This window comes from Enterovibrio norvegicus (assembly GCF_002876705.1).
GTDB lineage: Bacteria > Pseudomonadota > Gammaproteobacteria > Enterobacterales > Vibrionaceae > Enterovibrio > Enterovibrio norvegicus_B.
Map to the genome: position 1 here is coordinate 44,355 of NZ_MDAG01000090.1, position 12,285 is coordinate 56,639.

Sequence of the window (12,285 nt, forward strand, 5' to 3'; positions counted from 1 at the left end):
ATGGGAATAATGTTCTTAAAATGTTGCCGTTTGGTGTGTGGTGAATGTTTGATGAAAGAAAGATTGCCGTTCATTGTTGCTGTTAATTTTCGTTATCCCTTTTACTTATAGGCTTCAAGGTGATGTTGGGAGTAATGTCGGGATGAGTTTCTAGCACGTTTTAACGGTGAGATTCGTGATTTTAATCTCAAATTGAGAGCCTTGAGATATGTAATTTCACATTACATTCACTGAATAAATGGGAGCGAAAGAAAATTTAAGCTGAAACAATACTGACTGTTGCTTTCATTATGCGAGGCACTACAATACCCCCGCTTGAGACTTAAGCACATATTAAATTTATTTTGTTCGCCTTTATATTTTTGCGGACTTTTTTGGCCAGGAAACTTCCTGGTACTTTAATAAGTGAACGTGATGAAACCGAAAATAAGCAAGCCATTGGCGTCGTTGCTCAATCCATACAAACTGGATGCAGTGACGCGATCATTACGTGCGATGCGTGATGGTATGCTTTGGCTCGTGCCGTGTTTAATTGTGTCGAGTATTCTTGGCTTTATCGCCAGCATGCTTGAATTTCTAGGCGCTGATATGCCTGGATTTATCAATGAACTGAACCTGTTACGACTTTCTTTAACTGCGCTGTACCCGTATTTGTTTTCAGCATCCATAAGCATGATGCTCGCGATCCAGTGGCGTCTTCCAAGACCGCCTGTCGCCGTACTTTGCATTTCTTATGTGGCGGTGGCTGAAAAAGTACTGGAGTGCGAACCCCAAACGTCATCCATATTGCTGACCTTTGTTGGCTTAACCTTGCCGCTTTATGCTGTTCCGCTCATTTCAAAACTTAAGAAAATGTCGTGGGCGCGATTGGTAGAAGATGAAGTGGCAGGGAAGTTGGTGAAGGATGCCATGAACCTCATCATTCCGGGTGTGATTGTCACTGGAGTGGTCGTTCTGGTCACCAAAGCTCTTGCGTTGGCGAATTTGCATTTGGACGTTGAACTGCTTATGCAGAACTTTGATCCGAGTGCTGAGCCTTACAGCGTTGGCGCAATCTTTGCGAGTTTGAATTCGCTGCTCTGGTTCTTAGGTATTCATGGATACTATGCACTGACGCCTTTAGTGCAACCGCTTATTGATACCTTAGACGTTAACCGTGCCTTGTATCTGTCTAATGGCATCCCTGAAAACATCATGAACTTGTCGACGTTGTCGTCTTTTGTGTTTATTGGTGGGTCAGGCGCAACCTTGGGCTTGGCGATTGCGATTTTGGCTTTCTCACGCGATAAAGTGTTTCGTGTCATTGCACTTGCCAGTATCCCGCTTGGCTTGTTTAACATTAACGAAATCCTGATGTTTGGTTTGCCGATCATATTTAACCTTCGTTTGTTGCTCCCGTTTGTTATAGCGCCAATGGCAAATATGCTCGTGGCACTCGCAGTGCTGAAGGTTGGTTTGGTTGCAGTTCCTGTGGTGATGGCGCCTATTACGAGTCCGCTCATTTTGAACGCCTTCATTTCGACGGGGGGTGACTACGGTGCTGTGATCTTGCAGGTCGCGCTGGTGGGCTTGAGCACATTGGTGTATTGGCCGTTTGTGCGAATGTTGGATTCTCACGCCAAAACCCGTGATCTTTACATTCCTTCACTGGATACGACGTTTACTCGTCGCGAAGAAGAAGCGTATGTGTTGGCTGTCGATCCTGTCACAGAATCCCTCAGTAAAGTGCGCGAATTTGAGGGTGTGCAGAAGCAGCTCGAAGATTTTGCCACACGTGAATTCTACTTGGAGTATCAACCTCAAGTGAGCAGCACTACAGGCCAAGTTGTGGGTGCGGAAGCGCTTATCCGTTTGCGTGATAGCATGGGGAATGTCACGTCGCCAGTGACCTTTTTGTCGGTGTTTGAGAAAGCGAACTTGATGACAGACATCGATCTCTGGGTACTGAAACAGGCACTTTGCCAAAGCAAGAAATGGCGCGAAGAAGGGTTTGAAATGCCTATCTGCGTGAACATTTCAAGCCACACTTTGACTAACCGTGCCGCGATGGATGAGATTGTTACCCTTATATCTGCAACGCCAAGATGTATTCATTTTGAAATCACAGAAGACACATTCATTGAAAAAGAGTGGATGGTGGAGAAGTCCATTGAACGCCTTCATTCGGCGGGTTCTATGGTCAACATTGATGACTTTGGAACTGGGTACAGCTCGCTCAGCTACCTAAACCGTTTCGATGTCGATGTGATTAAAATTGATCGCAGTTTTGTGTTGGCATTAGATACTGAACGCGGTAAGCAAGTGTTCTACAGCTTAACAGGCATTGCCAATCAATTAGGTTTGATGGTGGTGGTTGAAGGTGTTGAAACACAAGAACAATATGACATTGTGGCGAAAGAAGAAGGCACCATTATTCAAGGTTGGTACTTCAGTCGCTCTGTCTCTGCCAGCGAATTCAAAAACTATAGCCTTCAGCGGGTTGCCCTTGGGAATTGTGCTGGGAATATGCCAGTAACAGCGGCGTAAATTCCGTTCAACGTCAAGCTGCGTTACTCTGTGATCCGATAAAATACACATGTCCTCCTCGAGAAAGAGGGGGACTTTTTCTGCAAGCTTGTTCCTTCATGGTCCTGTATCAAAGGCCTTTTCAAGGGCTTCTAGCAATCGCTTTCCTTGCTTTCCCGTCATCTCTATATATTTCTCTCGCACAGGTTTTGCGCGTTGCTTGAACGCACGTTTTTGTTGGCTGTTCAGCGTTAACATCACCATGTCTGGCTTTTCTCGTTTAATGGTGTTGAGTTGCGAATGATTGAGTGCTTCTTGGCGTTCATGGATGATGTCTGTCATTTCGGTGATGGTGCTTCGTAACGCTTTTTTGTGGCCCGCGGGTAGGCGTAAATACCACGCTTGATTCGCGATGATCGACGTGATGAATTTCTGCTGACCTGACCAAATCATGTAATCCGTCACTTCGTAAAATCGCATTTCTTCAATGGCAAAGATGGGGTTGCTTTGCCCATCTACACGATAAGACTGAAGCGCGCTGTAGATCTCTGAATAGGGGAGTGACACAGGGTCGGCGCCATACAATTGAAAGGTATCGATGTTTAGAGGGGCACTCATGACACGCATTTTGAACGCCTTAAAATCGCGAGGATGCCGGATCAGTTCATTGGTCGTCCAGACCATGTCACCTTCACTGTATAACGTTAATAGTCGCAAATTTTGGTCTATCAGCGCATTCCCTAACACGCCATAAAGCGTCGAGTTTGAGCTGAGAACGCGTTTGTTTCGTTGACCGTCATGAGACAACAAATACGGCAAAGTGAGCACCTGCATTTCTGGAATTCGCTTCCCCAAAATACCGGTAGAGGCATGGGCGAGTTGTACCGTGCCTTGTGCGGTTAAGTTGGTCAGATCTTCTGATTCCCCCAATGTGCCATAAGAATAGATATCAACGTCAATCGCACCTTGAGTTTTCTCTTCGATACGTTTTTTAAACGCTTTGGCGTAGATGTGCTGAAGCGATCCTTCGATCTCCTCCAACCCAAAACGCCACGTAGTGGGCTCTTTTTCGGCATCATGCTTGGGAAGCGTTGATGCAAAAAGCACGGTTGTCGATGTGAAATATGAGGCGATCACCAATAAAAGCGTAGTCAGCGTGGACAAACTGAACCTTCCCCTGCGTGATCTCTGCTTTTTTTCCATCAAGTACTCACTCATCAGTCACGGAAAAATTCCTCGCTTTTAAATAGATAATCTATGAAGTGGGGTTTGATCAGTGCTGCGTTTGAGAATGGGAAAAGAAAAAGGTGATGTTGTCTCAGATTTCACAATGAGGCTTTCAAGTCGCTGAGCCCCATTTTGCGAGGCTCCAGTAATTGTCGATAAATATCATTGAGTTAAATTGGTACAAACGGTGGAACTTACTGATGATGAGTAAGGGATATTTCAAGATGTAAATAAAGTGGAAATCCCTCAACCCTACATTGATAAGGAAATTCATCATGCACAAACCGTTACTCTACTCCGCGGTCACGTTAGGTATTGCTGCTGCATTCCCTGCGTGGGCTGTGGATTGTAACTCCCTTACTTCATGGGAAAGCGGCGCAATCTATACCAGCGGCACAGAAGTCGCGCATCAAGGCGACGCGTACAAGGCAAACTGGTGGACGACAGGTAACAACCCCGCTGATCATTCAGGCCCTTGGCAAGAGTGGGAAGCGCTTGGCCAATGTGATTCAACGGGCGGAAATCAACCGCCTTCTGTGACTGTTAACTCCCCGTTGAACAATGCCCAATTTACCGAAGGTGACGTCATCACTGTGTCGGCCGCTGCGTCTGACAGCGACGGGTCTGTGTCTGATGTTGAGTTCCTTCTTAATGATGTCAGCTTAGGCGTGGTATCAAAAGCCCCTTACCAACTGACATGGACGGCAGAGCAAGGCAATTTCATTGTCACAGCTGTGGTGACGGATAACGAAGGCGCAAGCCGTTCGGATGAAGTCAGTGTGTCTGTGGCATCACAATCCGTGGGTGTGCCGCCGTCTGTTGATTTGACCGCCCCAACCTCGGGTTCTCAAATCAAAGCGGGTGATCAAGTCCTCGTTACTGCGGATGCAACCGATACCGATGGCTCCGTTGCACGTGTTGATTTCTATGTCGACAACGCCGTTATCAGCACAGATACCACAGCGCCGTATGAAGCACGATGGGATGCTGTTGAAGGCGCGCATACCTTCAAAGCCAAAGCAACGGATCAAGACAACATCTCTTCATGGTCTGGTGAGGTTACTGTCGCTGTTTCTGGCAATGCCGTGGGTGGTGGTTGTGCGGGCGTGCCAACCTACAAAGCCGGCACCGCGTATTCAGCGGGCGATATCGTTCAGAACGCGAATTTCAAATATCAGTGCGATGTGGCGGGTTGGTGCTCGTCGGATGCTGCATGGGCGTATGAGCCGAATGTGGGCGCGCACTGGCAAGATGCTTGGACCGAATTGGGCATTTGCGCCATCGTACCAACGGTGACGTTTACATCACCTGCGGACAACGCAACTGTGCTTGCTGGCGAAACGGTGAATGTCGCGGTTGATGCAACAGATGCTGATGGCAGTGTTGATGGTGTCGAATTCTTTGCCGCTGGCCAGAGCTTGGGTGTTGATACCGTCGCGCCATACAGCGTGGATTGGCTCGCGTCAGGCAAGGGCAATGTCAGCTTAACGGCGATTGCCACTGATAATGAAGGCAACATCGGCGAAGCGGGCGTGTTGGTGAGCGTGAGTGACCAACCTCTGGTCGCGAGCTTAACGTCGCCTTCTGCGGGCACAACGGTGGGCTTAGGCAAGGCCGTCACGCTTGCTGCAGAAGCCAGTTCGTTGAATGGTGCAGTATCAAAAGTCGACTTTATGGTGAACGGTTCGGTTGTCGCGACCGACACAACGTCGCCATATGATGCCGTTTGGACGCCAGGCGCAATTGGCAGCTATTCTGTGTCAGCGCTGGCGACAGACAGCAATGGTCTTACTGCCACCACGGACGGTGTGACCGTCAAAGTGTTTGAGCAATCAGCCGTGAAACACAAGCTGATCGGTTACTGGCATAACTTTGTTAATGGTGCGGGTTGTCCGATGAACCTTAGCGAAATGTCAGATGCGTGGGATATCGTTGATATTGCGTTTGCAGAAAATGACCGCAATAGCGATGGTACGGTGCACTTCAATCTCTATAGCGGTGACATGTACAGTGATTGTCCTGCGTTAGATCCACAGCGCTTTAAGCAAGACATGGCGGCGCTACAAGCGCGAGGTAAAGTGTTTGTGCTGTCGTTGGGAGGCGCTGAAGGCACGATTACGTTGAACAATGACGTGGATGAAGCGAACTTTGTATCGAGTCTTACTGACATCGTAAAAGAGTGGGGCTTTGACGGCTTAGACATTGATTTAGAGAGCGGATCTAACCTGCTTCACGGTTCGCAAATCCAAGCGCGTTTACCGGGTGCGTTAAAACAGATTGAAGCGAACATGGGCGGTGATATGTACCTGACCATGGCACCAGAACACCCGTATGTGCAAGGTGGTATGGTTGCGTACAGCGGTATCTGGGGGGCATACATTCCCCTGATCAATGAACTTCGTGACACGTTAGATCTGCTTCATGTTCAGCTTTACAACAATGGCGGTATGCCTAACCCGTATCTGCCTGGTGCAGCGTCGGAAGGGTCAGTGGACATGATGGTCGCGCAATCCAAAATGTTGATTGAAGGCTTTGAACTGGCGAACGGTCAAATGTTTGAACCATTACGTGACGATCAAGTTGCGATTGGTTTGCCCTCTGGCCCAAGCTCTGCAAACTCTGGTCAAGCACCCACGCAGAACATTCTGGATGCTTTAGATTGCTTAACCAAAGGCACATCGTGTGGCACGGTTGTTCCTGCGTTCAATTACCCGAACTATGGTGGTGTGATGACCTGGTCTATCAACTGGGATCAGCATGACGGCTATAACTTCTCCGGCCCTGTTGGCGACAAACTGGATGCGATGAATGCAGCACAGTAAGTCGAACCAAATCTCGCAATGATGCGTGAATGAACCGAAACGGGAGCTCTGCTCCCGTTTTCGTTTTTATGTCTCATTGTAGAGGGGATGTTCCATCGCTTAATCAATATGTTGACTATGATTTCAACAACAATTGATCAGGAGCAGCGTATGCATTCATGGAAAGAACAACATCTCACAAATTTTGATGTTGAAGTGATTTCTAAGCGTTCAATTGGGAATCCTGGTACAGATTACCAAGCGTCAGGGCATGGTGATGCGTGGCACTATTGCTTAACGGTTGAACTTGAAGGGTTTAATGATATCCGGAAGTTGCGTCTGGATGACATTTGGAAAGACATGATTGAACATAAGAAAACACAATTTTCTGGCGTGGTGTTGGCGCTTGAAACCCTTGTTAAATTTGGCGACGAAGTAACACTCGAAACACCCTATGATGTGGTTATCAACGTAGAGTATTAATGCGCGTTAGCCCTGCCGATTTTTCTAACGTACTCTCCCCATTCTTTCACGCACAAACGGTGCGTATTTGTAAAACATCATCCTGCAAACCCTTAATAGTCACAAATACCTGCCTAGAAAATTGTAAAAAAGTGCCCGAGAAAATCTATTTAACGCTACGCTCGTTTTTGCAACAGGTTTCGCATGTCATTTATGTTGTTATGTCTTGTTTAGCTTATTAGCAAGTTCGAACGTTCGGTGTCGCCATTGGTTGCGTTTGTCACTGGACGGTAGACGGAAAACATAAAAATAGGACGGCGATTCATGGAATTTCGTTGTCATTCCATCAGTAATTTAGGTTAGGGAAAACAACGTAATGCTCAAGTTGACTCTGCTTGGAACCGGAGCCGCTGGCGGCGTTCCGCTCTATGGCTGCGAGTGCTCTGCATGTGATCGTGCAAGGCGACAACCCGCGTTTGAAAGAAAACCCAGTAGTGCGATGATCGAATGGGGAAGGGGAAGCAGTAAAGAAAGGCTGCTTATTGATGCTGGGCTTATGGATTTGCACGCTCGATTTCCTGCGGGTACCTATAATGGTTTTTTGTTAACCCATTTTCACGTGGATCATGTTCAGGGTTTCTTCCACTTAAGGTGGGGGAATCCACCGCTTATTCCTGTGTGGTGCCCCGACGATCCTTCAGGTTGCGCAGACCTACTCAAACACCCAGGCTGTTTGCAGTACAAGCCTATCCTTCGTCACGGGGAATTGTTCACGGTGAATGGCCTACGCATCGTGCCTTTACGTATGCACCATTCTCGTATTACGTTCGGTTTTATTTTCGAGTTTGCGAACAAGCGATACGCATACCTAACGGATACTAACGGTTTGCCAGCGAGCAGCATGGACATTTTGCTGAGTCAGGAGCAACTTCACGCTGTGGTGTTGGATTGTAGCTATGTAACCGCTGAGGACGATGCAAATCACGGCGGGTTGGCAACTGCAAACGAGATCTACAAAAAACTTCAGCCCAAAGAAATGATTGCCACGCACATAGGGCATGAACTTGATGCGTGGTTTATGAAGCACGGTACACCAGACTGGCTTGAAGTGGGCAGGGAGGGCATGGAGATTTGTTAGTGTCCTCCATTTGAGCCTGCATGAGACACATTGAAAACCGCCCATGAGGCGGTTTTTTTCGCTGCTTAGCTTCGTTGTTTATATTTATACTTCGCTAATTTGCAACAGAACGATAGAAGTATTTCTCATAGCTTCCGCCATCCAGCAGCTTTGCTGCGCGAGAAATGATACCGACGAGTACCAGCGCAAACAGCAGCCTTCCCCAGAAAATGGTGTTGAAATCTGCGCCAATCACCAGCATCAGTAGGGTGTCTTCGATCAAGCTGTGGAGAAGACCAAGCAAGGTAATGGCAGTGAAAATATCGCGTGGTGCAATGTGGCCTTTTTGTGCCTCATTGATCAATAACCCTCCGCCATAGGATAAGCCTAACGTAATGCCAATCAAGGTTAGGTTTGTCGCTTCCTTGCTGATACCAAGTAAGCGAAGAAAGGGGCTGAGTGCCTTGCCAATCAGCTTCTCGACGCCAATCACTTTGAGAACATTGAGCGTGAAGATCAACACATTGATGATAACGAATACCAGCACCAAATTTTGAACTTGGCTGAGTGCCCAATTTAACAAAGAAGGATCTGCAGTCCCGCTCGGTTGCCAAACCATGTTTGCAGGTTGTTGAAGCGCGTCGGTCGCCATGTAGAGTTGGTTTAGAATCCAGCCTAAAAGATAGGCTCCGCCAACACGAACCAATAATGTCCACCAGATTGAGATCCCCGATTTTTTTGCTAGCCCAGTTTCAATTGGCATCGAATGCGCAAGCAAAATAAGGGAGCTTAAGATAGAGGCTTGAGCGACGGTCATAGGGACATCAAGATTGATCAATACCACCAAGCTCGAATAGATATTGATCAGCATCGCTGTCGCCCAGACGATGCCCATTTCACTCGGCAAACCTACCGCATCCATGAGCGGAGAAATAAGCGAAGAGAACCAAACCACGCCACCAAATTCTTGGAATATTTTCACGACAATAATGGTTGGGATCATGACTTTGTATAGTGTCATTGATACGTTAAAGCTGTCGACAACGGTACGTTTAAAAAACGCGACCACCTTGTTCATTCGGTACTCCCTGCGTGTGATTGTTTTTTCCTTTTTAGTGACGTTATCAGATTTTCGAATTGATAAGTCTCTTTGTTAGAGAATTATTTCCACATCACATTTTGAGAGATTTGAGTTTCTCAGATTAATGGCCATTTACAAATGGAGTGCCATTCGTAATCTCATGAAATTAAACAGTAAAATTTAAGTAATTAAACAATTAACCTTTATTTGTTTAAGGTTAATATTGAAATTCTCACCCCTGAGTCACTCCTTCTTATGGTCATCCTTATACAGTCTTTGTGATTATATCGATACATATCGTATCAATATTGCGCGTGCAAAAGAAAAGAAATAAACACGAAGATGAGGAGAAAGTAATGAGGAAGCTATTGGCTTGTGGTGTTGCGCTCTCGATGAGTTTCGCGACCACGAATGTTATGGCAACGACGGCACAAGAGTTAGGAAACATTGGTTCATACGTTCAGTCGGTATTTAACCCGAACATGACCGTTACGCCAAGCCCAGCAGGAACGATCTACAAAACGCACCAACCGCCTTCCGTAAATCAAGCGGGCGAAGCGCTGCATTACTTAGATTTTTCCGAACATGTTTATAAAGCGTTTGGTGCACCTAGCGGCTGGACGGCAACGGAAACCATCCACGATTCATCAATGGGTTACCATGCAGTTGTATATACCAAGGGCAGTGAGGCGATAATCGCTTTCAGAGGCAGTGAACTGGGTACGTCAGATTGGGTGAACAACGGCATTATGGTCGAAGGTGAAGTGCCTGATCAGTATCGTCGTGCTATTCAAGATGCGGGATGGCTGGTGGACAAATACAGTCAATACGACATCCACTTCACTGGCCACAGTCTCGGTGGCGGTCTTGCCACTGCAGCAGCGATTCTTACGGGCGAGCCTGCGACAGTGTTTGATGCTTCTGGCCTCGGTAATTCGGTGCTAGAAGAAGTGAAAACAGCACTTCGTGCGTCGGGACAAGATGACAGTGTGTGGCACAACAATGCGCTTAATATTGATAACTTCAACCTAGAAGGCGAGATGGTATCAGATCTTGATTATCAGCAAGATGCAGACACTTTGGGCGTGGATTCGAAACTCTATGGTGATGTGTACTACCTCTCGGCAAATCGTTTTACACCTCTGTTTTTCCTCAATACAGGACTTTCACGCCATTTCACTACGCCGCTAAAAGAAGAGCTCCAATTCTTGTCACAGCCGATTTTCCGCGTTAATACAGCCGATCTCGTGAGCGTCGATAACGACATTGATCCGTTTCGCTCTCTGTTTTACATCGATTGGACAGATGACACCTTAGATCTTCTCGCATGGCAGGTTGAGTATGCCATAAACTCGTTTCCAAGCTTTCTAGAAGATCTGTAGTTATACAGCAAAGTGGAGAAGCGTTGATTTGGCATTTCTCCACGCTGTTTGGATGTAAGTGTTCTCATGTTTCAATTGATTTTAGGGATGCTGTGAGCATCCCTCTTTTTTACCCATTCATCGGCTGTAGATTAACTGATTGAAAAAATGAGGTTTATTCTCATACGGTATCATGCAGGCGATTACGCATTTATGCTCGATAGAATGATCGAATCCCCGCTTTTCAGGGTATTAATGCCATATCTTCTGTTCTAATACCCAAAGAGAATTCATCATCATGCATTTCAATGAAAGCCGCTTAAGCTCGCTAGAACGCCGTTATAAAGCGCGACTTATCAATAGTCTATCAGGATTCAAAAGCGCAAACCTTGTTGGCACGGTGAGTGCTGAAGGGATAACGAACTTGGCTATGGTGAGCTCTGTGTTTCATCTGGGGGCGAATCCACCATTAGTGGGCATGATCATCCGGCCTCATTCCGTCACGCGCGACACGTTAGAGAACATAGAAAGCACAGGCGTATACACACTTAACCAGGTCTCAGCGTCTTTTTGGAAACAGGCCCATCAAACGTCAGCACGTTACGATGCGGAAACATCCGAGTTTTATGCAACCGGACTAGGCGAGCAGTTTCGAGAGGGCATCACCGCGCCATTTGTTGAAGAAAGTGCGTTATCGTATGCACTTAAGGTGGCGGAGATGAAGACCTTGGCGGTGAATGATACCGTCATGGTGATCGGTGAAATCACGGATATCTTTGTGGAAGACATCGCCGTGATGGAAGATGGATACATCGATATAGAGACATTAGATACCGTTGCAGTGTCAGGGTTAGACGCCTATCACGTCACTCAGCGTTTAGGGCGATTGGCCTATGCAAAACCTGAATTGCCACCACGATGTTTAGATGACGAGTAAGCTTCTTGCTCTAAGGCGATGAGCCAATTGTTTTTTCGATCTAAAAACGCAGCCAAATCGGCTGCGTTTTTGTTGTATTCACGGTGTCTTTTTTGCCTTGTCTCGCGTTGTCACAGCAATTATGAACGTTCTATGGTGCGCGTTTCCTCGATCTTTTGGCCGTTTTCATCAATGACATAAAAATCGATGCGCTGCGTTTGTTGTGGTGATAAAGAGAAATACACAAAGCCATTTTCGTCAGTGGCTTTAGTGCCTAATACATTTATAGATGTTGATACGTCATAGCCTGAAATCGGTTCGCCGTCTTGTGTTACTTGAACGAAAGCGCCGCCATGCACTGTCGTCACACTCAATTCCGTTGAGGGAACTTGTGCAAAAGCAGAAGAGGAAGCAAGCATCACTAACGCAGCGGTTATTGTCTTTTTCATTGTTATCTCCAACGTTTCATTATTATTGAGAACGAAATCACCATAACAACGGAGGTTGGTTGCGAAAAGCGATAGTTGAGCTGTGTTCAGGCGCTATTCAGCGAGTGACAACACATTGAGCTATAGCTGAATATCGGCTGAATCATGAACGTGAAATCTCGCCCCTTGAGCGAATGCATTCTTTCTTATTGGGCAAGAGTCGTTGGGTGAACTGTCAATTTTGTGTTCGGTATTTGACGACAAAAGAGAATTCTCACCGTGAAGACATAATGTGGCCACGGCAAAACATACAGTTATACCCAAACAACCTGAAGATGGCCTCCCTTCGGGCGAGTTTACTGACGCCATGCTCGGTGTTATCCCTTT

9 protein-coding genes are annotated in these 12,285 nt (G+C 46.7%); 6 read left to right on the forward strand and 3 right to left on the reverse strand.

Annotated elements, in window-relative coordinates:
* Window positions 1-414 precede the first annotated feature (414 nt).
* Window positions 415-2,526, forward strand: a complete 2,112-nt coding sequence (locus BCT27_RS24955; protein ID WP_102397119.1) for an EAL domain-containing protein — start codon at window positions 415-417, stop codon at window positions 2,524-2,526.
* A 96-nt stretch (window positions 2,527-2,622) separates the two neighbouring features.
* On the opposite strand, the gene dctP is transcribed toward BCT27_RS24955, so the two are convergent.
* Entirely contained in the window at window positions 2,623-3,669 is a 1,047-nt protein-coding gene (dctP, locus tag BCT27_RS24960) for a TRAP transporter substrate-binding protein DctP (RefSeq protein WP_102397120.1), read from the reverse strand.
* A gap of 338 nt (window positions 3,670-4,007) precedes the next feature.
* On the opposite strand from dctP, the gene BCT27_RS24965 reads away from it, so the two are divergent.
* From BCT27_RS24965 to phnP, 3 genes are all read left to right on the forward strand, one after another.
* A complete protein-coding gene (locus BCT27_RS24965; RefSeq protein WP_102397121.1) occupies window positions 4,008-6,554 on the forward strand; it encodes an Ig-like domain-containing protein in 2,547 nt (848 codons plus the stop codon).
* A gap of 150 nt (window positions 6,555-6,704) precedes the next feature.
* Window positions 6,705-7,016 carry a hypothetical protein gene (locus BCT27_RS24970; RefSeq protein ID WP_102397122.1) on the forward strand — a complete coding sequence of 104 codons (312 nt, stop codon included), beginning with the start codon at window positions 6,705-6,707 and terminating at the stop codon, window positions 7,014-7,016.
* A gap of 355 nt (window positions 7,017-7,371) precedes the next feature.
* Window positions 7,372-8,133, forward strand: a complete 762-nt coding sequence (phnP, locus tag BCT27_RS24975; protein WP_102397123.1) for a phosphonate metabolism protein PhnP — start codon at window positions 7,372-7,374, stop codon at window positions 8,131-8,133.
* 94 nt (window positions 8,134-8,227) lie between these two features.
* Here the strand turns inward: phnP and BCT27_RS24980 are convergent, their stop codons facing one another.
* Window positions 8,228-9,190: a hypothetical protein gene (locus tag BCT27_RS24980; protein ID WP_102319407.1), complete on the reverse strand. Its 963-nt coding sequence runs from the start codon at window positions 9,188-9,190 to the stop codon at window positions 8,228-8,230.
* Between the two features lie 359 nt (window positions 9,191-9,549).
* Here BCT27_RS24980 and BCT27_RS24985 point away from each other — a divergent pair, with 359 nt between their 5' ends.
* Window positions 9,550-10,575: a Tle-like phospholipase domain-containing protein gene (locus tag BCT27_RS24985; RefSeq protein WP_198597629.1), complete on the forward strand. Its 1,026-nt coding sequence runs from the start codon at window positions 9,550-9,552 to the stop codon at window positions 10,573-10,575.
* A 277-nt stretch (window positions 10,576-10,852) separates the two neighbouring features.
* On the forward strand, window positions 10,853-11,491 hold the full coding sequence (locus BCT27_RS24990; RefSeq protein WP_102397124.1) for a flavin reductase family protein: 639 nt from the start codon (window positions 10,853-10,855) through the stop codon (window positions 11,489-11,491).
* 119 nt (window positions 11,492-11,610) lie between these two features.
* Here the strand turns inward: BCT27_RS24990 and BCT27_RS25945 are convergent, their stop codons facing one another.
* The gene (locus BCT27_RS25945) at window positions 11,611-11,919 is read right to left on the reverse strand and encodes a hypothetical protein (protein WP_241908651.1); all 309 of its coding nucleotides are present in this window, start codon (window positions 11,917-11,919) and stop codon (window positions 11,611-11,613) included.
* Window positions 11,920-12,285 lie beyond the last annotated feature (366 nt).

What these genes read in the sequence shown, in the direction of transcription:
- BCT27_RS24955 (WP_102397119.1), top strand. Translation starts at nt 415, where the DNA reads ATGAAACCGAAAATAAGCAAGCCATTGGCGTCGTTGCTCAATCCATAC.
- BCT27_RS24965 (WP_102397121.1), top strand. Translation starts at nt 4,008, where the DNA reads ATGCACAAACCGTTACTCTACTCCGCGGTCACGTTAGGTATTGCTGCT.
- BCT27_RS24970 (WP_102397122.1), top strand. Translation starts at nt 6,705, where the DNA reads ATGCATTCATGGAAAGAACAACATCTCACAAATTTTGATGTTGAAGTG.
- phnP (WP_102397123.1), top strand. Translation starts at nt 7,372, where the DNA reads ATGCTCAAGTTGACTCTGCTTGGAACCGGAGCCGCTGGCGGCGTTCCG.
- BCT27_RS24980 (WP_102319407.1), bottom strand. Translation starts at nt 9,190, where the DNA reads ATGAACAAGGTGGTCGCGTTTTTTAAACGTACCGTTGTCGACAGCTTT.
- BCT27_RS24985 (WP_198597629.1), top strand. Translation starts at nt 9,550, where the DNA reads ATGAGGAAGCTATTGGCTTGTGGTGTTGCGCTCTCGATGAGTTTCGCG.
- BCT27_RS24990 (WP_102397124.1), top strand. Translation starts at nt 10,853, where the DNA reads ATGCATTTCAATGAAAGCCGCTTAAGCTCGCTAGAACGCCGTTATAAA.
- BCT27_RS25945 (WP_241908651.1), bottom strand. Translation starts at nt 11,919, where the DNA reads ATGAAAAAGACAATAACCGCTGCGTTAGTGATGCTTGCTTCCTCTTCT.